This is a genomic window from Klebsiella sp. Lac1 (assembly GCF_009825425.1).
GTDB classification, from domain to species: domain Bacteria; phylum Pseudomonadota; class Gammaproteobacteria; order Enterobacterales; family Enterobacteriaceae; genus Klebsiella; species Klebsiella electrica.
In genome coordinates, this window is the sequence record NZ_VJZJ01000003.1 from 163,029 (window position 1) to 185,873 (window position 22,845).

The window sequence follows — 22,845 nt, forward strand, 5'->3', positions numbered from 1 at the left end:
CATGCTGAAAGACAGCCTGCTCCCTGGCCACGGCCGGGGATATTCATCGTAGAGAAGGATATGAATTATGCAACACAACGCAAACGAACTGTGGCAGCGCTATCAGACCACCAAAGCGCAGGCTGGCGTTAAATATGCCCGCGATATCGCCGCTGAAATGGGCATTAGCGAAGCGGAATTAACCGCCGCTCGCGTTGGCCACGATGCGGTTCGCCTGCAGGACGACATCCGGGCGATCATTGCCGGGCTGGAAAGCGTCGGCGAGACCAGGTGCATCTGCCGTAATCAATATGCGGTCCATGAGCAGGTGGGCCAGTTTACCCACCAGCATCTGAGCGGCCATGCCGGACTGGTGCTGAACCCGCGGGCGCTCGATCTGCGCCTGTTCCTCAGCCAGTGGGCCAGCGCCTTCCACCTGAGTGATAACGGCCGCCAGAGCATTCAGTTCTTCGACCATCACGGCGACGCGCTGTTGAAAGTCTATGCGACCGCGCAAACCGATATGACGGCGTGGGAAGCGCTGATTGCTGGGCAAACCCATGCCGCCCCGACCCCATTAGCTATCCGCCCCGTTGATGCTCCCCGCTACGCCGCTTCCGCCGACGGCGCGGCGCTGGAAAATGAATGGCGCGCCATGACCGACGTCCATCAGTTCTTCGGGCTGTTGCGAAAATATAACCTCTCCCGTCAGCAGGCTTTCCGTCTGGTCAGCGATGACCTGGCCTGCCGCATTGACCACGATGCCCTGCCGCACCTGCTGGAAACCATTCGCGAAGAGGGCAATGAGATCATGATTTTCGTTGGCAACCGCGGCTGCGTGCAAATCTTCACCGGCGCCCTCGAAAAGCTGGCCCCGATGCGCGGCTGGCTCAACATCTTCAATACCACCTTCACCCTGCACCTGCGCGCAGACAGCATTGATGAAATCTGGGTAACCCGTAAGCCAACCTCGGATGGTCACGTCACCAGCGTGGAGCTGTTTGCCCTGGACGGTACGCAAATCGCCCAACTGTACGGGCAGCGTAGCGAAGGGCACCCGGAGCAGGCAACATGGCGTAGCCAGGTTGCCTGCCTGACGACGGAAGGACAGAGCGCATGAAACGCTGGCTGATACTGTTTGCCGCTCTGCCGCTGTTTGCGCATGCCGCTGCCGAACGCATTATCTCCCTTGGCGGCGATGTCACGGAAATCGTCTATGCCCTGGAGGCGCAGCAGCAGCTGGTCGCCAAAGACAGCACCAGCACCTGGCCTGCCGCCGCGCGATCGCTGCCGGATGTCGGCTATATCCGTCAGCTGAACGCCGAGGGGATCCTGTCGTTACGCCCGACGCTCGTCCTGGCGAGCGCGCAGGCCCAGCCTTCTCTGGTCTTACAAAAGGTAGAGGACAGTCGGGTAAAAGTGGTCAATATCCCGGGCGGTAACGATCTGTCGGCGATTGACAAAAAAATCGCCGCGGTCGCCGACGCACTGGGTAAGCAGACTGAAGGCAACGCCCTGCGCCGCATCGTCGCCGCTCAGATAGCGCAAATCCCCACGCAGCCGGTCGGTAAACGGGTGCTGTTTATTCTCAGCCACGGCGGAATGAACACCATGGTCGCCGGGCAAAAGACCGCGGCGGACGGCGCTATTCAGGCCGTCGGGCTGCAGAACGCGATGCAGGGATTTGACCATTATCGCAGCATGTCGCAGGAAGGGGTGATCGCCAGTCTGCCGGAGCTGGTGGTTATCTCCGCTGACGGGCTTAAAGACATGGGCGGCGAGGCCGGTTTATGGAAGCTGCCGGGGCTGGCGCAAACGCCTGCCGGTCGCCATAAACAGGTGCTGGTGGTTGATGAGATGGCCCTGCTCGGCTTTGGCCCGCGGACGCCGCAGGCGGTCAGCGCGCTGCGGAAAAAAGCGGAGCAGCTCCCCTGATGCGCCCCACCCTCACTCGCCATCTGTGGTTAATGGCCTTGCTGCTGGTGTGCCTGACGCTGTTCGCGACCACTCTCGGCGCGATGTCTCTGCCGCTTGCCAGCCTGTGGCCGCCGGGGGATGAGGTGCTACGCCATATCTGGCTAACTATTCGTCTGCCGCGCGTCCTGCTGGCGCTGCTGGTCGGTGCCGCGCTGGCGCTCTCCGGCTGCGTCATGCAGGGGTTGTTCCGCAACCCGTTGGCCGATCCGGGCCTGCTGGGGGTCAGCAGCGGCGCGGCGCTGGCGGTGGCCTGCTGGCTGGTCCTGCCGTTGTCGGTTCCGGCGCTGGTGGCGCTGTATGCCCCGATGCTGGCGGCGTTTATCGGGAGTATCGCGGTCATGGTGGTCATTTTTATCCTCAGCCGGACCGGTGAAGGTTCGCTCTCGCGCCTGCTGCTGGTCGGTATCGCCATCAATGCGCTGTGCGGCGCGCTGGTGGGAGTGCTGGCGTGGATAAGTAATGACACCCAGCTGCGCCAGCTGTCGCTGTGGGGGATGGGCAGTCTCGGCCAGGCAGAGTGGCCCACGCTGCTGGTCGCGGCCACCTTGATCTTTCCTGCTTCACTGGTCATCCGGCTGATGGCTTGCCGTCTCAACCTGCTACAGCTTGGCGATGAAGAAGCCCACTACCTGGGAATTAACGTCCGGGCGGTGCAGCGTCTGTTGCTACTGTGCAGTGCGCTACTGGTGGCCTCTTCGGTGGCGATCAGCGGCGTGATTGGCTTTATTGGCCTCGTGGTGCCGCACCTGATACGAATGTGGCTGGGGCCGGATCACCGCGCGCTGGTGCCAGGCTCGCTGCTGGCCGGGGCGATCTTGCTGCTGCTGGCCGATACCCTCGCCCGCACCGTCGCCGCCCCCGCCGAAATGCCGGTCGGTCTGCTGACCAGTATGCTCGGCGCGCCGTGGTTTTTATGGTTGATTTTCCGCCAGCAGAGGACGACGTATGGATAATCGTGACAGCACCTGGCGCGCCACGTCAATCTCTTTGCAGCTGGGTAAACGCCGGGTCATCGACGATGTGTCGGTCCGGCTGTGCGACGGAGAGATGACTGCGCTGATTGGCCCAAACGGCGCCGGGAAATCAACGCTGCTGCGGCTGCTGACCGGTTTCTTATCCCCGAATGGCGGTGAACGTTATGTAGAAGGACGCCCGCTGGAACACTGGTCGCCGGAAGCGCTCTCCCGTCGCCGGGCGGTGATGCTGCAACGCACACAGCTTCATGCCGACTGGCCGGTGGAAACGGTTATCGCCATGGGGCGCTCTCCATGGGGTAAACACCCGGACCCGCAGATGATTCAGCAGGTGATGGCGGAAACCGGCTGCGATCATCTGGCGGGCAGACGTTATCCTTCGCTCTCCGGCGGCGAGCAGCAGCGGGTCCAGTTGGCCCGTTGTCTCGCTCAGCTGTGGTATGCCGACGCGCCACGGGGCTGGCTGTTTCTCGACGAACCGACCTCGGCGCTGGATCTTTACTATCAACAGCATCTGCTGCGTCTGCTGAAACGGCTGACCCGCAGCGGCCAGCTGCACGTCTGCATCGTGCTGCACGACCTCAATCTCGCCGCGCTGTGGGCAGACCGCATTCTACTCCTCCATCAGGGAAAACTGGTCACCGAGGGAACGCCGCAGGAGGTCATTCGTCAGTCGGTTATCAGCCGCTGGTACGGTGCTGAAGTGCGAATGGGTGAGCATCCCGACGTCGCCATCCCCCAGGTGTATCTGGCGCCATAGCAGGAGACGAGTACTCCCGCAGGTACTCGTCCGCCGTTTAGTTGCAATGCGCATCACGACATCTATCTTGCTCATTACACGCTATTTAAAATTTAAGTCGAAAAAGGAGGCACATTCAGATTAATCAGTTAACATAGCCTTACGTGGCAAGGCTATTTTATATTTTGACAGATACAAAAGTATAATAATGAATAAAAGTCATTACTTCGAAAATAAAACTGGAGCTTACAGCGTGAAATACGAATTTATTTATATGTAAATGAAGCAATCTGAAGATATTACAATCGCGCAGAACGCTATCTTTTTTGCGCCTGTGAAAATGAATGATAGCCAACACCTGCACCTCGCTGATTTCAGATGTTCTAGAGTTGAAGACCGGGATTGCTTCATCATAGAGTTCCCGATATAAACTGGATAGTGTATTTGTTATGTAAGTAAAGGCTTGAGGAGGATAGTCCAAAAAATACTGGGTGAAAAATGAAAGCCTACATTCGACTTCCTGTGCCGGTGATGCCGCCGCAATTAATTTTTCCAATGGCAAACGGAGCCAAACCAGGTTCTGGCATTTATATTTCTTGCTCGTGCTTATGCCATCGGAAATTGCAGAAGCGCGCAGGTTGATTTTTGCCCCGGCTCCCGGCGAACCTCCTTGCCCATCGGGAGCGCTATCTGAAGCTATTTGAGATGGTGGATAACGCTTATCCGCTTATCAAAATGCATGACGGCGCGCTGCTCCTGATAGCTGGGCCAGGACAGTATGTTTTCGCCGTTGGGTTCCCCCGTATAGACGAAGGCGCTTAATGCCTGCTGAAAACGCTCAGTCAGCGCCTCCAGCTCGCGCTGGTTAGCGCCCTGTAGCATTGGCGCAGCGGCCCACTCTCCAGGGTTGCCAAATAAGAATGGCAGATCGAGGCAATGTCCGGCGCCAAGTTCCGGCAGAGGTGATTGCCAGTCAAAATGATAGAAATAGGTCTGCGGTTGCTTCCAGGCTATCTGGCTATCGGCAAATGTAAAAGCCGGGCGGATGAAATCAGCCTCACTTCGCATGTCTGCGACCACATTACGCGGGGTATCCGGAATGCGCCTGGCCCTGGCTGTTTTTAGCATCAAGGCCCCCTTGTCTTTACCGTACTGTTTCTCAAACAGCGCGGTCAGCTGGCTGTCCGTCAAACTATCAAGCGGCGAGTGGCCCAGGGAGAATGAAAAGTACTCTTCCCGGGTGATGCCAATAACCGTCTTACACCACGCGGCGCTTCCTGCGGCAATAGACTGTATGGGATCGCGTGGAATAAGGTAGCCATCAATAACCGGCATAAAGGGTGGTGTGATATCCCCGTCAACGGTTTTCGGCGGCTTAATACGTTGTAACGCCGCCAGTAGCTCCCGGGAGGTGGGAACCCGCAATTTATCCACCGCATCTGCGGGATAGCCCAGCTCTTTGAGCAAGAGGGAGCGAAATGCTGTCGATTCCTCGGTCGTTTTCAGCGATAAACCCAGCGGGGCACTCATCAGGATCGCCTGATCAAAAAGCGATTGTCCGATTGGCGTGCCCAGCATAACGGCAATACTGTATGCCCCTGCTGACTGCCCCACGACGGTGACGCGTTGGGGATCGCCCTTAAACGCTCCAATGGCCTGCCGTATCCATCGTAAAGCCGCAATCTGATCGTGAAGCCCAAGGTTCACCGCATCGAGTTCAGGAACAGGCATAAATCCCCATATGCCCAGACGATAATTCATCGTGACCACCGCCATCCCGCTATTTTTTGCCAGTTCATGGCCATCGTAGCAGGATAGCGAACCGCCTCCGGTCATAAACGCGCCGCCGTGAATGAATACCAGGACGGGGACGGGACGATCGACGTTTTGAGGTACCCAGATATTGACGTGCAGGCTATCTTCGTCCTGGCGGCAATGACTGGCGCCCATCACGGCATCCAGGCGTGACGGGAGCTGAGGGCAGACCGTTCCAGGTTGGGTCGCATCATAAACCTCATCCCAGCATGGGGGAGAGGATGGCTTATCAAACCGGCTTACCCCGCTACGCGGCTGCGAATAGGGGATTGCCCGGAAGGCACTGATCCCATCCACACATAGACCACGTACTTTTCCGAATGGCGTTTCTGCAATGACGCTGCTGACTGTGTTCATATCCGACATTTGAGTTTCCTCCACAATGGCTGAGTTCCCACAGTATAAAATTGAACCGAGGCGACCTTCGTTCTATTATCAATCCTGTTTCGTCCCATATATGGAACAATCATGGATTATCTTGACGATCTCTATCTTTTTAAACAGGTTGTTGATTGTAATGGTATTTCATCAGCCTCCCGTCATCTGGGCATCGCAAAATCCACCCTTTCCCGGCGAATCAATGCCCTGGAATCACGTCTGGGGGTCAAGCTGTTCCACCATAGCCCGCGCCAATTTCAGCTCACGCACTTTGGCATCGCGTGTTACGAGAAATGCACGGCATTAGTGGATCAGGCAGAACAGATCCACAGTATGGCGGAACAGTTGCGTGCACACCCGGCGGGGCGACTACATATCATTTGCCCGCCGATGATAGGTTCATTAGTGATAGAAGAAATAGCGGCGGAATTCGCCTGTCTTGCGCCAGAGGTTCAACTTTATCTTGAAGAGACAACCGGCATCTACGATCCGAGAAGTTCGCAGGCAGATATTGTGATTTATCCGGCGTTTAAACCATTGGCAGACTCCACCCTCGTTGCTCGCCAATTTCTTATTTCATCTTATGCGTTAGTTGCCCACCCTGATGTACTGGCTGGTAAACCGGCGTTAGTCCACCCTCAGGATTTGGCTGGATTCAACTGTCTGGCGCTGGGAGAAGGCACGCTCAACGGGGTCTGGGAGTTGACAAATGAGCAGCAGATCTCCCGGTTTTATTTTAAGCCCGCATTTATCGCCACTCAGCCCACGGCATTGCTGCATGCCGCCCGTCAAGGAATGGGGATTGCGTCATTGCCCGGACTGTTAATCCAGGACGACCTGCAACAAGGTAAGCTGGTGCCCGTTTTGCCGCACTGGCAGCCCGTTCCTGTCACCTTCTTTGCCCTCCATCCGGGTAATAAAGTTATCACCGTCGCAGCCCGCAGGTTCTTAGATCTATTGCTTGCCAGAACTCAGCATTTTGAACATGGGTGATTTAAGTAGCCTCAATAAATTGCAACATTATATTAACATATAACGAGAGCGCGCGACCCGGCCAGGGACAGCCTTTATTTTTGGCACCGAACCCAACGGATGAATCACGATGGCTGTCAGTGATAAGATACGGTTTTCGCTCTGGATTGGGTAAGTAGACAACTTTTCCAGCTTTGTCCAGACCTGGTTTGACGTCGATAGATAGCTTATTGATTATAATCGACTGATTGAGTGTCATTTTCATCAATGTATCCCAGATAGTCGTCAGAATACTTCTGGTATACAAATTTATCGATTTATATGGGTTTAAAGCGGTTTTACATGGGGCTACATAGGGAATCGCAAAACTTAAAAAATGAGTAAAATTAATATGCAAGAGTCTGTCGACAAGGATCTCTCAGACCATACGCCAATGATGCAGCAGTATCTTAAGCTGAAAGCTCAGCACCCGGAGATCCTGCTGTTCTATCGTATGGGGGACTTTTACGAGCTGTTTTATGACGATGCGAAACGCGCATCGCAACTGCTCGATATTTCGCTGACCAAACGCGGTGCCTCGGCGGGCGAGCCGATCCCTATGGCCGGAATCCCACACCATGCGGTGGAAAACTACCTTGCCAAACTGGTCAATCAGGGCGAATCGGTAGCCATTTGCGAACAGATTGGCGACCCGGCCACCACCAAAGGTCCGGTCGAGCGCAAGGTGGTGCGTATCGTCACGCCCGGCACCATCAGCGATGAAGCGCTGCTGCAGGAGCGTCAGGATAACCTGCTGGCCGCTATCTGGCAGGACAGCAAAGGCTTTGGCTATGCGACGCTGGATATCAGCTCCGGTCGTTTTCGCCTGAGCGAACCGGCCGACCGTGAAACCATGGCCGCCGAGTTGCAGCGTACCAACCCGGCTGAACTGCTGTATGCCGAAGATTTTGCCGAGTCGGCGTTGATTGAAGGCCGCCGCGGCCTGCGCCGCCGTCCGCTATGGGAGTTTGAAATCGACACCGCGCGCCAGCAGCTGAATTTACAGTTTGGCACCCGCGACCTGGTCGGTTTCGGCGTCGAAAACGCGCCACGGGGTCTTTGCGCCGCCGGCTGCCTGTTGCAGTACGTCAAAGATACCCAGCGCACCTCCCTGCCGCATATTCGCTCCATCACGATGGAGCGCCAGCAGGACAGCATTATCATGGACGCGGCAACCCGCCGTAACCTTGAGATAACCCAGAATCTGGCCGGTGGTTTCGACAATACGCTGGCGTCGGTGCTCGACTGCACCGTAACCGCGATGGGCAGCCGGATGCTCAAACGCTGGCTGCATATGCCGGTGCGCGATACGGTGGTGCTCGTCGAACGTCAGCAAACCATCGGCGCACTGCAGGAGCGTTATAGCGAACTGCAGCCGGTGCTGCGTCAGGTGGGCGATCTGGAACGTATTCTGGCGCGACTGGCGCTGCGCACCGCGCGTCCGCGCGATCTCGCCCGCATGCGTCATGCGTTCCAGCAGCTGCCTACCCTGCGCGAGATGCTGGCCGACGTCAGCTGCGCGCCGGTCCAGAAGTTGCGCGATAAAATGGGCGAGTTCAGCGAACTGCGCGAACTGCTCGAACGCGCGATTATCGATGCGCCGCCGGTGCTGGTGCGCGACGGCGGCGTTATTGCCCCCGGCTACCATGAAGAGCTCGATGAATGGCGCGCGCTGGCGGATGGCGCCACCGATTATCTCGATAAGCTGGAAATTCGCGAACGCGAAAGGCTAGGGCTGGACACGCTGAAGGTCGGTTACAATGCCGTTCACGGTTACTACATCCAGATCAGCCGCGGCCAAAGCCAGCACGCCCCGATTCACTACGTCCGTCGCCAGACGCTGAAAAACGCCGAGCGCTACATTATTCCGGAACTCAAGGAGTATGAAGACAAAGTACTGACGTCGAAAGGGAAAGCGCTGGCGCTGGAGAAACAGCTCTACGAGCAGCTGTTCGATATGCTGCTGCCGCACCTTGCCGACCTTCAGCAAAGCGCCAGCGCGCTGGCGGAGCTGGATGTGCTGGTAAACCTCGCCGAGCGTGCGGAAACCCTGAACTACTGCTGCCCGACCTTTAGCGATAAACCGGGTATCCGCATCAGTGAAGGCCGCCACCCTGTGGTTGAGCAGGTTTTGAAAGAACCTTTTATCGCCAACCCATTAAATCTGGTCCCGCAGCGGCGGATGCTGATTATTACCGGCCCGAATATGGGCGGTAAAAGTACCTATATGCGTCAGACTGCGCTGATTGCGCTGCTGGCCTGGATAGGCAGCTACGTCCCGGCGGAAAAAGTTGAAATCGGCCCCATCGATCGCATCTTTACCCGCGTCGGCGCGGCCGATGACCTGGCAAGCGGCCGTTCCACTTTCATGGTCGAAATGACCGAAACCGCCAATATTCTGCACAACGCCACCGAACACAGCCTGGTACTGATGGATGAAATCGGCCGCGGGACCTCTACCTACGATGGCCTGTCGCTGGCGTGGGCCTGTGCGGAAAGCCTGGCCAATAAGATTAAGGCACTGACCCTTTTTGCCACCCACTACTTCGAACTGACCCAGTTGCCGGAGAAAATGGAAGGCGTGGCGAACGTCCATCTTGATGCGCTGGAACATGGCGATACCATCGCCTTCATGCACAGCGTCCAGGATGGCGCCGCCAGCAAAAGCTACGGTCTGGCGGTTGCCGCGCTGGCGGGCGTGCCTAAAGAGGTGATTAAGCGCGCGCGGCAGAAATTGCGCGAACTGGAGAGCATTGCCCCAGGCGTTGCCGCCACGCAGGTCGACGGTACGCAGATGTCGCTGCTCTCCGCCCCGGAGGAGACCTCGCTGGCGGTAGAAGCCCTGGAGAACCTCGATCCGGATTCGTTGACCCCGCGTCAGGCGCTGGAGTGGATTTACCGGCTGAAGAGCCTGGTGTAACGCCTTCTTGTTCCGCTGAAGCGACAAAAGGGCAGCCCGCTAAGCGCTGCCCTTTTACAAAAATAAATGGGTGCGAGAGGATGCGACCTGACAACCAATACGCGGGGTCGCCCCCGCGCGGTTGCTACTTCTTCGGTTCGTAAGCGAGAACAGCTTTAAACTCCATACTACGCTCTTTAATATTCAGCTCGCACAATGAGCCGCGTACCATTAGCGTAAATCCCAGCACCGTAATACACAGTACAATGATTGCCACAAGGGCATATTTTGTCAGCATGTCTTGCCTCCCTGCAAAGAAGAGACTAACATCTGAATTGTTCAGGTTCAAACGCCAGCCTCAGTTGATAGAAATATCTCCTGGGGCTTTCGCCTGTCTGAACCCTGTCAATGCTCAAAGCCAGACAGCCTCAAGCACCCGCCGTTATTCTATACTCACCTGGTCGACAAAATTACCCCACCGGAATAAAACGGAATGGAATTATTTTAGATTGCGAGAAGACTCGCAAATATTGATATGCCGTTAATCTTTTACGTTATTTTGAATTTTAATTAATAAAGATTTTTTCATTGATAAGAGAAATATAAAAAGGGCCCGACTGCGCGGCCCCGTTTATTTAGCCTTTATCTTCCGCCAGCAGCGGCGGAATACTCGGCACCATCGGCGCCTCATCAATATCTTTCTGGGTCATCCGAAATGCTTCCGGGTAGTGCTCGCGACTAATACGGCGCAGCGGTTCGGTGTCGCGCCAGGTATAGAAACAGTGCTGGCACTGGAACACAGTCCAGACATCTTTTACCGGCGACTTCGCCAGCACGTCAATCTGCGCATCGGCGCAACGTGGACACATCATCTTTTTCTCCTTACTTACGGTTGGCCAGCATGGCGGTCAGTTTTTCAACCCAGGCTCTGGTTTCAGGGAGATCCCGCACCGGCTGGCTGTAGTGGCCGCGGAGATCCGGCGCAACCGGCGTGGTGGCATCAATAACCAGTTTGTCGGTAATTCCCGCCGGGTTGGAGCCAGGGTCAAGCTCCAGCACGGACATATTCGGTAGCTGTACCAAATCTCCCGCCGGATTGACCTTCGAAGACAGTGCCCACATCACCTGAGGGAGGTTGAACGGGTCAACGTCCTCATCAACCATAATCACCATCTTCACATAACCCAGGCCGTGCGGCGTGGTCATTGCCCGCAGGCCAACCGCCCGCGCAAAACCGCCGTAGCGTTTTTTGGTCGAGATAATCGCCAGCAGGCCGTGGGTATACATGGCATTGACAGCCTGCACTTCCGGGAACTCAGCTTTGAGCTGCTGATATAGCGGTACGCAGGTCGCCGGGCCCATCAGATAATCAATTTCGGTCCACGGCATACCGAGGTACAGCGATTCAAAAATCGGTCTCGTGCGATAAGAAACTTTATCGATGCGCACCACCGTCATATTGCGCCCGCCGGAGTAGTGACCGGTAAATTCACCGAACGGGCCTTCGATTTCACGTTTGCGGCTCTCGATAACGCCTTCAAGAATCACCTCCGACCCCCACGGCACATCAAAACCGGTCAGCGGTGCGGTGGCAATCGGATACGGGCTTTCACGCAGCGCACCCGCCATTTCATATTCCGACTGATCGTACTTCAGCGGCGTTGCGCCCATGAGCGTGATAATCGGGTCATTGCCTAATGTAATAGCGATTGGCAGATCTTCGCCGCGCTCTTCGGCTTTGTGCAGGTGTAGCGCGATATCATGCATGGGGACAGGCTGCAGGCCGAGCTTGCGTTTGCCCTTCACCTCCATGCGATAGATTCCGACGTTCTGCTTGCCAAAGTGGTTGGGGTCGAGCGGATCGCGCGAGACGACGCAGGCTTTATCGAGATAAAAACCACCATCCCCATCGTTCAGACGAAACAGCGGCAGAATATCAAACAGGTTAATATCCTGGCCGTCGACGGTATTCTCCGCCCACCCCGGGTTAGCCCTGCGCTCCGGCGTGACCGGGTATGCATCCCAGCGGAGGATAAACTCATCAATCTGTTTCCTCACCGGCGTGTTAGCCGGCAGACCCAGCGAGATAGCATGGTTCTGCCACGAACCGATGGTATTCATCGCCACCCGGGCATCGGTAAAGCCGCGAATATTGTCAAACCACAGCGCCGGTGCCCCATCGCCGATACGCCCGGTGGCGTTAGCCGCGGCAGCCAGATCCGGTTCGGCGTTCACTTCTTCACAAATTTTCAGCAATTGCCCCTGGTCGTCCAGCGCCTGTAAAAAGCTGCGCAAATCATCAAAAGCCATTATTTATCCTCCTGTGAAAAATTCTCTGTGGCCCGTAGTCCGTTCCAGCGACGCGCTTTGTGGTACTCAAGACCAAACTGATCCAGAACTCGCGTGACAACGTGGTCAGTCACGTCTTCAATCGTTGCCGGATGGTTGTAATAAGCAGGCATCGGCGGCACTATCGCCACCCCCATACGGGACAGGGCCAGCATGTTTTCCAGGTGGATAGTGCTCAACGGCATTTCCCGTGGGACAAGCACCAGCCTGCGCCCCTCTTTCAGCACCACATCCGCCGCACGTCCAACCAACCCTTCTGCATAACCCGCACGAATTCCGGCCAGCGTTTTCATACTGCAGGGGATGACAATCATGCCCGCGGTACGAAAGGAGCCTGATGAGATGATGGCGGCCTGGTCAGCAGGGCTATGTGAGAAATCGGCCAGTTCAGCCACTTCACGAGCGCTATACGGCGTTTCCAGTTCAATCGTGGTTTTAGCCCACTTCGACATCACCAGATGGGTTTCCACTTCCGGCATCCCGCGAAGCGCCTTAAGCAGCGCGACACCCAACGGAGCACCGGTGGCACCGGTTATCCCGACAATCAGCTTCATCATTTCCTCCACATATCGTTCGTATACGAACGTTTTTATTAAAACTACGCCTGATACCCATCGCGTGCAAGTGCGTTCACGGTTGGCCGCATTTTTAATCAAATGCGGGAAAGATGCGTAAAAGCGTCGCAAACGGCTATTATAGAGCCGACGTTTTTTTACGGAGTTCCCATGGAGTTAAGAAACGAGGCGTTCCACCTCTTGCGCCAGCTTTTCCAGCAGCACACCGCCCGCTGGCAGCACGAACTGCCGGAGCTGACTAAGCCCCAGTATGCGGTGATGCGCTCGATTGCAGAGCACCCGGGAATTGAACAGGTCACGCTGACGGAAGCGGCAGTCAGTACGAAAGCGACGCTGGCGGAAATGCTCAGCCGTATGGAGAGCCGCGGACTGGTCCGTCGCGAACACGATCCGGCGGATAAACGTCGCCGGTTTGTCTATTTAACCGCGGAAGGTGAAGCGTTGCTGGCACATTCAGTACCGCTGGGAAATGCCGTCGATGACGAGTTCCTGGGACGGTTGAGCGACGCAGAGCGCCAACAGTTCTCGCAAATCATCCACAAGCTGATCGCGCAAGAAACAAAAGATTAGCGCTGGCGTAAGAAATCGATAAACGCCCGGCCCCTGGTCGGGACATGCTGCGCGTCCGGATAGAGCGCATACACGCCCTGCGGGGGAAAGGTAAACTCCGGCACCACCTGCACCAGTTTGTGCTCCGCCAGCGCCGGTGCCACCAGTCACTCGGGCAGCAGGGTAACGCCAGGCCGCGATGATAGAACAGCGACCCCGCCTCGGTGAGCGTGAGCCGTCGCGTGGATCGTAACAATAGCGATAGTCACGCGCCTGCACAAAAAAATGGAGACCCCATGAACCCGTATATTCAGGAAACGATCGACGCCCATGTGGCTATTGAAAACTGGCTGAGTCAGAAACAAGGCGCGGTAGAGGCCCTAATGGCACGCTTTTCCCCTGATTTTTCAATGATCGGTATCGGCGGAAACGTGATGAACCATCAGGCGCTCAGCGCTTTCTTTGCTACCTCAGGCGGCAGTCGTCCAGGTTTGCGCATCGCCATTGATAGCACGACCACGCTCGCCGAATGGCACGATGGCGCGGTGATATGCTATCGGGAAAGGCAGCGTTTGCCCGAACAGGGCGAGACCATCCGTTGGTCAACGGTTTTATTCAGGAAAGCTGAAGGGCGCATTTTGTGGCGTCATTTACACGAGACCCGACAGGCGTAGCATGCAAAGAAAAAGGCCCGATCGTCCGATCGGGCCTTTTTGAGAGGAAAATGGCTTATTCGCGGAATAGCGCTTCGATGTTCAGCCCCTGTCCTTGCAGGATTTCCCGCAGGCGGCGCAGGCCTTCTACCTGGATCTGACGTACGCGCTCGCGGGTCAGACCAATTTCACGACCAACATCTTCAAGCGTAGCGGCTTCGTAGCCCAGCAGGCCAAAACGACGCGCCAGGACTTCACGCTGCTTGGCGTTCAGTTCGAACAGCCATTTAACGATGCTTTGTTTCATATCATCGTCCTGCGTGGTGTCTTCCGGACCGTTGTCTTTCTCATCGGCCAGAATATCCAGCAGCGCTTTTTCCGAATCGCCGCCCAGCGGCGTGTCCACTGAGGTAATACGCTCATTGAGACGCAGCATACGGCTCACGTCATCAACCGGCTTATCCAGCTGCTCGGCAATCTCTTCCGCACTCGGCTCGTGGTCCAGCTTATGGGACAACTCACGCGCGGTACGCAGATAGACGTTCAGCTCTTTGACAATATGGATAGGTAAACGGATGGTACGGGTTTGGTTCATGATAGCCCGTTCAATCGTTTGACGAATCCACCAGGTGGCATAGGTCGAGAAACGGAACCCACGTTCCGGGTCAAACTTCTCAACCGCGCGGATCAGCCCCAGATTGCCCTCTTCAATCAGATCCAGCAACGCCAGACCACGATTGCTATAACGACGAGCAATTTTCACCACCAGACGCAGGTTGCTTTCAATCATCCGGCGGCGTGAAGCCACATCACCACGCAATGCGCGACGGGCGAAATAAACTTCTTCTTCGGCCGTCAGCAGTGGGGAATAACCAATCTCACCCAAATAGAGCTGCGTCGCATCCAGCACGCGTTGCGTGGCGCCTTGCGACAGAAGATCTTCCTCGGCCAGATCGCTATCACTGGGTTCCTCTTCTACTAAGGCTTTCTCATCGAAAACCTCGACTCCGTTCTCATCAAATTCCGCGTCTTCATTTAAATCATGAACTTTCAGCGTATTCTGACTCATAAAGATGGCTCCTACCCGTGATCCCTGAGCAAAGCACCTTCGCGATACATCATTCAACGACGCCAGACGGAGACGTTTTGCCCCGGTGAAGGGGCAGTTGCGACCGGCCTGACGTCGGTTAACTGATGCGACGCTTATCCGTACTTCGCCAAATTATCGCTGCGGTAAATACTGCAGCGGGTTGACGGATTTCCCCTTGTAACGAATTTCAAAATGCAATCTTGTAGAGCTGGTGCCGGTGCTACCCATGGTAGCGATTTTCTGCCCCGCTTTAACTTCCTGTTGTTCCCGGACCAGCATTGTATCGTTGTGAGCGTAGGCACTCAGGTAATCATCGTTGTGTTTGATGATAATAAGATTACCGTAACCGCGCAGCGCGTTACCGGCATAGACGACGCGCCCATCAGCGGTCGCGACAATAGCCTGTCCCTTACTGCCTGCAATATCAATACCTTTATTGCCGCCTTCTGCGCCACTAAAGTTCTCGATAACCTTGCCATCAGTCGGCCAGCGCCATGTGGAGATAGGCGAACTGGTTGACGTACTGCTTGCAGTCGGTTGGTTGCTGCTAACAGCGGGAGCCGTCACTGGCGCAACGACAGTCGTCGCTGGCTTATTGTTCGGCAACATCTTATTAGCATTCTGTTCACCTGAGGATTCAGAATACGTAATAGTTGGTTGTGACGCAACCACCGCGGTCGATTTTTGTGCAGTATTTGAGGCCGCCGTCGCACCTCCACTTGCCCGCACGCTTGCCGCAGCAACGGCGTTATCACCGGTGATCGGCTGGCCTGCAGAGTTGCCAACCTGCAGCGTCTGACCGACATTCAGGCCGTACGGCGCGGGGATGTTGTTGCGTTGCGCGAGGTCACGGAAATCGTTGCCTGTTACCCATGCAATATAGAACAGCGTATCGCCGCGTTTCACGGTATAGGTGCTGCCGCCCGTATAGCTGCCTTTCGGAATATCGCCATATTTACGGTTATAGACTATCTTACCGTTCACGGTCTGCACCGGCTGCTGGGCCATCGGCTGAACCTGCGGCGCTGGCGTCTGAACCGGCTGTACCTGAGGTGTGCGCGGAACAATGGCGGATCCTGTCGGCGGCGGCGGAGTGATCAACATCCCGGAATTCGTTCCCGAGGATGGGGCTCCACCCGCCGTGCTAACCGGCGCTGGCGGATGATTGGTGTTTGAACACCCCGCCAGCCAGAGTGAAACCAATGATAACGCCGCAATACGGCTTAAGGTAAATTTTGGGCTTCCCGCGCTCATTTATCCCCCAGGAATATGTTAACAGCCAATATCTTGCTTACCGGACAACACCCGGCCAGGACACTGAAAATGTGTCCACCCTACGCCTAAAGTCAGGCAAAAAAAACCTGGATTAATCCGGGTCTCATGCCAGCTCCCCTTGCACCAGGGGAACAAAGCGTACGGCTTCAACGGTATCCATCACAAATTCATTACCGCGACGACGGATCCGTTTCAGAAACTGATGCACCTCGCCGACCGGTAATACCAGCACACCTCCCTCATCCAGCTGCGCCAGCAGCGCAGGCGGCACTTCCGGCGGTGCGGCGGTGACGATAATCGCATCAAAGGGAGCGCGTGCCTTCCAACCCTGCCATCCATCGCCATGACGGGTTGAAACATTATGTAAATCAAGTTGTTTCAGGCGACGACGCGCCTGCCACTGTAAACTCTTAATTCGTTCGACCGAACACACATGATGAACGAGGTGTGCCAGTATCGCCGTCTGGTAGCCTGAACCGGTGCCAATCTCCAGCACCCGCGATTCCGGCGTCAGCGTCAGAAGCTCCGTCATCCGCGCCACCATGTAGGGTTGCGAGATGGTTTGCCCCTGGCCGATAGGTAATGCCGTGTTCTCCCACGCCTTGTGTTCGAAGGCTTCATCAACGAATTTTTCACGCGGTACCTGGGCTATCGCCTCCAGCACGCGCTCGTCAACAATGCCCTGAGTACGCAGCTGATTCAGCAGGCTTTCAACACGTTTGCTTACCATTGAGTGTCCACTCCGACGCGATCCAGCCAGTCGGCCACCATCCCGTGAGCCTGGTGGGCGGTTAAATCAACGTGCAGCGGCGTCACGGAGACATAGCCTTCGTCGACGGCGGCAAAGTCGGTATCCGGCCCGGCATCGTGCTTCTCTCCCGGCGGGCCAATCCAGTACAGCGTATTGCCGCGCGGATCTTTTTGCGGAATAACCTGATCGGCGGGATGTCGGCTACCGCAGCGGGTCACGCGGATGCCTTTAATCTGCTCAAGAGGCAGATCGGGCACATTGATATTGAGGATACGGCCGGTCCGCAGTGGCTCGCGGCTTAAAGCCCGCAGGATAGAGCAGGTGATGGCCGCCGCGGTGTCATAGTGCTGATGGCCATTCAGGGAGACGGCCAGGGCCGGAAAGCCGAGATGTCGGCCTTCCATTGCGGCAGCGACAGTGCCGGAGTAGATAACGTCATCGCCGAGATTGGGACCGGCATTAATGCCGGAAACCACGATATCCGGACGGGGGCGCATCAGGGCGTTGACCCCGAGATAGACACAGTCCGTCGGCGTCCCCATCTGGACGGCGATATCGCCGTTATCGAAAGTGAAAGTGCGTAGCGAAGACTCGAGGGTCAGGGAATTTGATGCGCCACTGCGGTTACGATCGGGTGCAACTACCTGGACCTCAGCAAACTCCCGTAAGGCCTTCGCCAGGGTCTGAATGCCCGGCGCATGAATCCCGTCATCGTTACTCAGCAATATTCGCATAGTCACCCGTTGTATTGATAAGTTCCCTTACCACGCTGGTGGCGAAGCTGCCCGCTGGTAGCCAGAAACGCAGTTCAACGGTTACGTCATCCCACCAGTTCCAACTCATCTGCTGCGGATAGAGCAGCATCGCCCGGCGCGCCGCTTCGACTTTTTCACGCACCAGCAGAGCCTGGAGCGGCGTCTCTTCGGCAACAGCCGCCTGCTCGGCGGCCAGCGCCTCGCGTTGGCTGCCCCACTCGCCGCTTCCCGGTAACGCCGCCGTAATCAGCAGTTCACGGTTATCAACCCGCTCCTGCAGCTGCATGCGCTCCTCAGAGGTGGCGACAAACCAGCTCCCGCGCCCCGCTAATTGTAGCGCATCGCCATCAACAACCTGATTAAATTCCGGTTTTTTTAATCTAATACTGACCTGTTGATTAAACAAGCCGCTACGCGCCGCCGACAGCCAAAAACTGCGTTTATTGCGATCGCGAACCGCTGCGCCGCTCTCCGCCCAGCGCAGCGCGCCCAGCAGATTACTGCCGCCAATACCAAAGCGCTGGGCGCCGAAATAGTTCGGCACCCCCTGCGCGGCAACAGCCTGCAGACGCCGCTCGACATCGTCGCGATCGCTGATTTCCCGCAGAATCAGGGTAAACTGGTTGCCCTTGAGCGCGCCGAGCCGCAGCTTGCGTTTATGCCGCGCGTATTCCAGCACCTGGCAACCTTCCAGCTGAAACTTGCTCAGGTCGGGCATCTCTTTGCCCGGGAGTCGGGCGCACAGCCACTGTTCGGTCACGGCATGCTTATCTTTCTGCCCGGCAAAACTCACTTCACGCGCATGGATTTTAAGAAACTTAGCCAGCGCATCAGCCACAAACCGCGTATTGCAGTCCGTTTTCAGAATCCGTACCAGCAGATGCTCACCTTCGCCATCCGGCGCAAAGCCGAGATCTTCGACCACCACGAAATCTTCCGGGTTGGCTTTCAGTATCCCCTGCCCCTGTGGTTTACCGTGCAGCCAGGTGAGGTCATTGAAAGCGATCATGACTGAACCTTATGCAGCAGCGCCACCGCTTCACAGGCGATGCCTTCACCGCGGCCGGTGAAACCGAGCTTCTCGGTAGTGGTGGCTTTGACGTTGACCTGATCCATATGGCAGCCGAGGTCTTCGGCGATAAAGACACGCATCTGCGGAATATGCGGCAGCATTTTCGGCGCCTGAGCAATGATGGTGACATCCACGTTTCCGAGGGTATAGCCTTTGGCCTGAATCCGCCGCCAGGCTTCGCGCAGCAGTTCGCGGCTGTCGGCGCCCTTAAAGGCCGGGTCGGTATCCGGGAACAGCTTGCCAATATCCCCCAGCGCCGCCGCCCCCAGCAGGGCATCGGTCAGCGCGTGCAGCGCCACGTCGCCATCGGAATGGGCCAACAGCCCTTTTTCGTAAGGGATGCGTACCCCACCAATAATGATTGGGCCTTCACCACCAAAAGCGTGTACGTCAAAACCATGTCCAATTCGCATTAAGCCTTCTCCTGGTGTCGGGAACGGGTAAGGTAAAATTCTGCCAGCGCCAGGTCTTCCGGGCGCGTCACTTTAATATTATCAGCTCGTCCGGCCACCAGTTCGGGATGGAAGCCGCAGTACTCCAGCGCCGAGGCTTCATCGGTGATGGTCGCGCTTTCATTAAGCGCGCGCGTCAGGCACTGGAGGAGTAATTCACGCGGGAAAAATTGCGGCGTCAGCGCATGCCATAGGTCATTGCGATCGACGGTGTGCGCAATAGCCCCCTTGCCGGGTTCAGCGCGTTTCATGGTATCGCGCACCGGCGCGGCGAGAATGCCACCCACGCGACTGGTTTCGCGCAGCGCCAGCAGGCGCCGGAGGTCGTCCTGGTGCAGGCACGGGCGCGCGGCATCGTGCACCAGCACCCATTCGGCTTCGGGCAACGCCTGCAGACCAGCCAGTACGGAGTCAGCGCGCTCGGCGCCGCCGTCGACGACGGTAATTTGTGGATGGGTGGCCAGCGGCAGTTGGCTAAAGCGGATATCGCCGGGACTGACGGCAATCACCACGCGCTGCACGCACGCGTTCGCCAGCAGCGCGGCGACCGCATGTTCGAGAATCGTTTTGTTACCGATTGAGAGATATTGTTTCGGGCATTCCGTTTGCATACGGCGGCCAAAACCGGCCGCCGGCACCACGGCGCAAACACCCGGAAAAGTGGCTGCCATGTCGTCATCCTGGGCTTGTTTATCGATTGTTCTGCGTCGACCCCTGGTTGCGCTTAGACGCATCCGGGACCAGACGATAAAATGTTTCGCCCGGGCGGGTCATGCTTAGTTCATTGCGTGCACGCTCTTCGATCGCTTCCTGACCGCCGTTAAGGTCATCGATTTCCGCAAAGAGTTGATCGTTGCGCGCCTTTAATTTGCTGTTAGTGGCTTGCTGCGCGGTGACGTCATCATTCACCCGGCTATAGTCATGCAGACCATTTTTACCGAACCACAGCGAGTACTGTAGCCAGACCAGCAAAGCCAATAGTAGCAGCGTTAATTTACCCATTCTGCCCCCTGAAAAACGGCATCATCATCCCATAACTCGCCCGAGTATTTCACTCCGACGCGCGGACGACGCCGCGTAACGCGGGGACTGTAACACATTTCTGTCGCCGATACCCAGGCTTGATTCATACGCAGAAAGGACTATCCCAGCAGCCAGAGAAACAGCAGGCCAAACATCATCCCCACGGTCAAAATCGTCGCGCATGCGCTGTACAGGAGCTTACCGCTCAACAGCGAGTGCAGCGCAATCCCAACCACAACGGCGACCGGCATTAAGGCGAGAAAAAAGGGCCAAGTGTAGAGAAGGAAAAATAACGTATTACTGCCATACATGAGGAAGGGAATACCCAGCGCCAGCAGCCATGAAATAAAACCCACGGCGGCGCCTGACAAAGACCAGGTGGTCTCGTCATGGGACACCGCGGGCGGTTCCGGACGAATAAGACTGATGTTCTGGGTATTGCGCATATCGAATCCTGTTGACCTGGCGACCGGCATCTCAATGCCGCCGCCGTTTCAGGATCTGATAATATCTTGCTGTCTGAGGAGGTCTAATAGTTGGTGCACCAAATTTGTTACCAATTGTTCACCATCCAGATGAATTTCCGCCTTTTCTGGCGATTCGTACACCGAATCTATCCCGGTAAAGTTGCGCAATTCACCCGCACGCGCCTTCTTGTATAACCCTTTTGGATCCCGCGCCTCGCAGATAGCCAGCGGCGTATCGACAAACACTTCGATAAAGGTCCCTTCGCCCAGGCGCTCACGCACCATCTGGCGTTCAGCGCGGTGCGGAGAGATAAAGGCGGTCAACACCACCAGCCCGGCATCAACCATCAGTTTCGCCACTTCCCCGACGCGACGAATATTTTCTTTACGATCGCTATCGCTAAAACCGAGATCGCTGCACAGGCCGTGCCGCACGTTATCGCCATCCAGCAGATAGGTGCTGACGCCCAGTCGATGCAGCGCCTCTTCCAGCGCACCGGCAACGGTAGACTTACCGGAGCCGGACAGCCCGGTAAACCACAGCACCACCCCGCGATGGCCGTGGTGCTGTTCGCGCTGCTGCCGGGTGACCGGATGGGCGTGCCAGACGACGTTTTCGTCATGCAGGGCCATTACTTGCCTCCCAGCAGGTCGCGCGCATCCCAGTGCGGGAAGTGTTTACGGATCAGCTGGTTCAGTTCCAGTTCAAACGCGCTGTAGGAGGATGCCGACGCCTGACGTTGTTCCTGCGGTTCGCGCACCATACCGGCGCCCACCGTCACGTTGGTCAGCCGATCGATGAAGATCAGCCCGCCGGTGACCGGGTTATGCTGATACTTGTCCAGTACCAGCGGCTCGTCGAAGGTCAAATCGACAAGGCCAATCCCGTTCAGCGGCAGCGACTCGACTTCACGCTGGGTCAGGTTATTGATATCAACCTGATAGCGAATCCCGTCGACGCGAGCGCGGGTTTTCTTGCCGGCAATTTTGATGTCATAGCTCTGACCCGGGGATAACGCCTGTTCGGCCATCCACACCACATCCACGCTGGCGCTTTGCACCGCAGGCAGCGTCACCTGCGCATCCACCAACAGGTCGCCGCGGCTGATATCAATCTCATCTTTCAACACGATGGTGATGGCTTCACCGGCGCCGGCTTCCTGCAGGTCGCCGTCAAACGTCACAATACGCGCCACGCTCGACTCCACGCCCGACGGCAGTACCTTCAGGCGCTGTCCGACCGTCACGCTGCCGGAAGCCACGGTACCGGAGAAACCGCGGAAATCGAGGTTGGGCCGGTTAACAAACTGGACCGGGAAACGCAGCGGCTGGCTTTCCACCACGCGACGAATTTCAACGGTTTCCAGCACTTCCAGCAGCGTCGGGCCGCTGTACCACGGCATACTGGCGCTCTGGGTTGCGACATTGTCCCCCTCGAGGGCAGAAAGCGGAACAAAGCGAATATCAACATCGCCCGGCAGCTGCTCCGCAAAAGAGAGATACTCTTCGCGAATGCGATTAAACGTCTCTTCGCTAAAATCCACCAGGTCCATTTTATTCACCGCCACCACCAGGTTTTTAATTCCCAGCAGCGTCGAGATAAAGCTGTGGCGACGGGTCTGATCGAGCACGCCTTTGCGCGCATCCATCAGCAGAATTGCCAGATCGCAGGTGGAAGCGCCGGTGGCCATATTGCGAGTGTACTGCTCGTGCCCCGGCGTATCGGCGATAATAAATTTGCGTTTCTCGGTGGAGAAATAGCGATAGGCGACATCGATGGTGATGCCCTGCTCGCGCTCAGCCTGCAGGCCATCCACCAGCAGCGCCAGATCCAGTTTTTCACCCTGCGTACCGTGACGCTTACTGTCATTATGCAGCGATGAGAGCTGATCTTCGTAAATCTGCCGGGTATCGTGCAGCAGGCGGCCAATCAGGGTACTTTTCCCGTCATCGACGCTGCCGCAGGTCAGGAAACGCAGCAGGCTTTTGTGCTGTTGCGCGTGCAGATAAGCTTCTACGCCGCCTTCATTAGCAATTTGTTGGGCAATGGTCGTGTTCATGG

General features: G+C 56.7%; 24 protein-coding genes and 2 pseudogenes. 8 read left to right on the top strand and 18 right to left on the bottom strand.

The window, feature by feature from the left end; all coding sequences use genetic code 11:
- Positions 1 to 67 precede the first annotated feature (67 nt).
- Genes FNY10_RS19825 through FNY10_RS19840 form a run of 4 tightly spaced genes read left to right on the top strand, consistent with a single transcriptional unit; the run spans position 68 to position 3,690 of the window.
- Positions 68 to 1,099, top strand: a complete 1,032-nt coding sequence (locus tag FNY10_RS19825; RefSeq protein ID WP_160703164.1) for a ChuX/HutX family heme-like substrate-binding protein — start codon at positions 68 to 70, stop codon at positions 1,097 to 1,099.
- The gene (locus FNY10_RS19830) at positions 1,096 to 1,914 is read left to right on the top strand and encodes a hemin ABC transporter substrate-binding protein (protein ID WP_160703166.1); all 819 of its coding nucleotides are present in this window, start codon (positions 1,096 to 1,098) and stop codon (positions 1,912 to 1,914) included. Before FNY10_RS19825 ends, FNY10_RS19830 begins: the two co-directional genes overlap by 4 nt.
- A complete protein-coding gene (locus FNY10_RS19835; RefSeq protein ID WP_160703168.1) occupies positions 1,914 to 2,909 on the top strand; it encodes an iron ABC transporter permease in 996 nt (331 codons plus the stop codon). Before FNY10_RS19830 ends, FNY10_RS19835 begins: the two co-directional genes overlap by 1 nt.
- Complete coding sequence (locus tag FNY10_RS19840; protein ID WP_160703170.1) at positions 2,902 to 3,690, top strand: heme ABC transporter ATP-binding protein; 789 nt, start codon at positions 2,902 to 2,904, stop codon at positions 3,688 to 3,690. Before FNY10_RS19835 ends, FNY10_RS19840 begins: the two co-directional genes overlap by 8 nt.
- Positions 3,691 to 4,365: 675 nt before the next feature.
- Here FNY10_RS19840 and FNY10_RS19845 read toward each other — a convergent pair.
- Positions 4,366 to 5,850 (bottom strand): carboxylesterase/lipase family protein, encoded by a 1,485-nt coding sequence (locus FNY10_RS19845; protein ID WP_202395328.1) that lies wholly within the window; start codon positions 5,848 to 5,850, stop codon positions 4,366 to 4,368.
- Positions 5,851 to 5,952: 102 nt separating this feature from the next.
- Here FNY10_RS19845 and FNY10_RS19850 point away from each other — a divergent pair, with 102 nt between their 5' ends.
- A complete protein-coding gene (locus FNY10_RS19850; protein ID WP_141963674.1) occupies positions 5,953 to 6,855 on the top strand; it encodes a LysR substrate-binding domain-containing protein in 903 nt (300 codons plus the stop codon).
- A 79-nt stretch (positions 6,856 to 6,934) separates the two neighbouring features.
- Here FNY10_RS19850 and FNY10_RS27070 read toward each other — a convergent pair.
- Positions 6,935 to 7,099 (bottom strand): annotated as a pseudogene (locus FNY10_RS27070) (integrase); the annotation flags it as partial.
- Between the two features lie 126 nt (positions 7,100 to 7,225).
- Between FNY10_RS27070 and mutS the strand changes: the two are divergent.
- A complete protein-coding gene (gene mutS / locus FNY10_RS19860; RefSeq protein WP_142255838.1) occupies positions 7,226 to 9,793 on the top strand; it encodes a DNA mismatch repair protein MutS in 2,568 nt (855 codons plus the stop codon).
- A 124-nt stretch (positions 9,794 to 9,917) separates the two neighbouring features.
- Here mutS and FNY10_RS19865 read toward each other — a convergent pair whose 3' ends face one another.
- From FNY10_RS19865 to FNY10_RS19880, 4 genes are all read right to left on the bottom strand, one after another.
- Complete coding sequence (locus FNY10_RS19865) at positions 9,918 to 10,070, bottom strand: Hok/Gef family protein (protein WP_100684545.1); 153 nt, start codon at positions 10,068 to 10,070, stop codon at positions 9,918 to 9,920.
- A gap of 337 nt (positions 10,071 to 10,407) precedes the next feature.
- A complete protein-coding gene (locus tag FNY10_RS19870; RefSeq protein ID WP_141963672.1) occupies positions 10,408 to 10,644 on the bottom strand; it encodes a non-oxidative hydroxyarylic acid decarboxylases subunit D in 237 nt (78 codons plus the stop codon).
- Positions 10,645 to 10,654: 10 nt separating this feature from the next.
- A complete protein-coding gene (locus FNY10_RS19875; RefSeq protein WP_160703172.1) occupies positions 10,655 to 12,082 on the bottom strand; it encodes a non-oxidative hydroxyarylic acid decarboxylases subunit C in 1,428 nt (475 codons plus the stop codon).
- Positions 12,082 to 12,675 carry a non-oxidative hydroxyarylic acid decarboxylases subunit B gene (locus tag FNY10_RS19880; RefSeq protein ID WP_142255837.1) on the bottom strand — a complete coding sequence of 198 codons (594 nt, stop codon included), beginning with the start codon at positions 12,673 to 12,675 and terminating at the stop codon, positions 12,082 to 12,084. The genes FNY10_RS19875 and FNY10_RS19880 overlap by 1 nt, the downstream gene beginning before the upstream one ends.
- A gap of 171 nt (positions 12,676 to 12,846) precedes the next feature.
- Here FNY10_RS19880 and FNY10_RS19885 point away from each other — a divergent pair, with 171 nt between their 5' ends.
- Positions 12,847 to 13,266 (top strand): MarR family winged helix-turn-helix transcriptional regulator, encoded by a 420-nt coding sequence (locus FNY10_RS19885; RefSeq protein ID WP_131048956.1) that lies wholly within the window; start codon positions 12,847 to 12,849, stop codon positions 13,264 to 13,266.
- On the opposite strand, the pseudogene FNY10_RS19890 reads toward FNY10_RS19885, so the two are convergent.
- Positions 13,263 to 13,436 (bottom strand): annotated as a pseudogene (locus tag FNY10_RS19890) (LysR substrate-binding domain-containing protein); the annotation flags it as partial. The gene FNY10_RS19885 and the pseudogene FNY10_RS19890 sit on opposite strands and share 4 nt — an antisense overlap.
- Positions 13,437 to 13,541: 105 nt before the next feature.
- Between FNY10_RS19890 and FNY10_RS19895 the strand changes: the two are divergent.
- Positions 13,542 to 13,919, top strand: a complete 378-nt coding sequence (locus tag FNY10_RS19895; protein WP_160703174.1) for a DUF4440 domain-containing protein — start codon at positions 13,542 to 13,544, stop codon at positions 13,917 to 13,919.
- Positions 13,920 to 13,974: 55 nt separating this feature from the next.
- Here FNY10_RS19895 and rpoS read toward each other — a convergent pair whose 3' ends face one another.
- From rpoS to cysN, 11 genes are all read right to left on the bottom strand, one after another.
- A complete protein-coding gene (rpoS, locus tag FNY10_RS19900) occupies positions 13,975 to 14,967 on the bottom strand; it encodes an RNA polymerase sigma factor RpoS (RefSeq protein WP_004866938.1) in 993 nt (330 codons plus the stop codon).
- 153 nt (positions 14,968 to 15,120) lie between these two features.
- Complete coding sequence (gene nlpD / locus FNY10_RS19905) at positions 15,121 to 16,242, bottom strand: murein hydrolase activator NlpD (RefSeq protein ID WP_160703176.1); 1,122 nt, start codon at positions 16,240 to 16,242, stop codon at positions 15,121 to 15,123.
- 124 nt (positions 16,243 to 16,366) lie between these two features.
- On the bottom strand, positions 16,367 to 16,993 hold the full coding sequence (locus FNY10_RS19910; RefSeq protein ID WP_100684538.1) for a protein-L-isoaspartate(D-aspartate) O-methyltransferase: 627 nt from the start codon (positions 16,991 to 16,993) through the stop codon (positions 16,367 to 16,369).
- Positions 16,987 to 17,748: a 5'/3'-nucleotidase SurE gene (surE, locus tag FNY10_RS19915; RefSeq protein ID WP_100684537.1), complete on the bottom strand. Its 762-nt coding sequence runs from the start codon at positions 17,746 to 17,748 to the stop codon at positions 16,987 to 16,989. Before surE ends, FNY10_RS19910 begins: the two co-directional genes overlap by 7 nt.
- A complete protein-coding gene (gene truD, locus FNY10_RS19920) occupies positions 17,729 to 18,778 on the bottom strand; it encodes a tRNA pseudouridine(13) synthase TruD (RefSeq protein WP_160703178.1) in 1,050 nt (349 codons plus the stop codon). Before truD ends, surE begins: the two co-directional genes overlap by 20 nt.
- On the bottom strand, positions 18,775 to 19,254 hold the full coding sequence (gene ispF / locus FNY10_RS19925) for a 2-C-methyl-D-erythritol 2,4-cyclodiphosphate synthase (RefSeq protein ID WP_131048958.1): 480 nt from the start codon (positions 19,252 to 19,254) through the stop codon (positions 18,775 to 18,777). The genes truD and ispF overlap by 4 nt, the downstream gene beginning before the upstream one ends.
- The gene (gene ispD, locus FNY10_RS19930; RefSeq protein WP_100684534.1) at positions 19,254 to 19,964 is read right to left on the bottom strand and encodes a 2-C-methyl-D-erythritol 4-phosphate cytidylyltransferase; all 711 of its coding nucleotides are present in this window, start codon (positions 19,962 to 19,964) and stop codon (positions 19,254 to 19,256) included. The genes ispF and ispD overlap by 1 nt, the downstream gene beginning before the upstream one ends.
- Before the next feature lie 19 nt (positions 19,965 to 19,983).
- On the bottom strand, positions 19,984 to 20,295 hold the full coding sequence (gene ftsB / locus FNY10_RS19935) for a cell division protein FtsB (protein ID WP_004866952.1): 312 nt from the start codon (positions 20,293 to 20,295) through the stop codon (positions 19,984 to 19,986).
- A 140-nt stretch (positions 20,296 to 20,435) separates the two neighbouring features.
- The gene (locus FNY10_RS19940) at positions 20,436 to 20,762 is read right to left on the bottom strand and encodes a DUF3561 family protein (RefSeq protein ID WP_100684533.1); all 327 of its coding nucleotides are present in this window, start codon (positions 20,760 to 20,762) and stop codon (positions 20,436 to 20,438) included.
- A gap of 48 nt (positions 20,763 to 20,810) precedes the next feature.
- A complete protein-coding gene (gene cysC, locus FNY10_RS19945) occupies positions 20,811 to 21,416 on the bottom strand; it encodes an adenylyl-sulfate kinase (protein ID WP_131048959.1) in 606 nt (201 codons plus the stop codon).
- The gene (gene cysN / locus FNY10_RS19950; RefSeq protein ID WP_141963662.1) at positions 21,416 to 22,843 is read right to left on the bottom strand and encodes a sulfate adenylyltransferase subunit CysN; all 1,428 of its coding nucleotides are present in this window, start codon (positions 22,841 to 22,843) and stop codon (positions 21,416 to 21,418) included. Before cysN ends, cysC begins: the two co-directional genes overlap by 1 nt.
- Positions 22,844 to 22,845 lie beyond the last annotated feature (2 nt).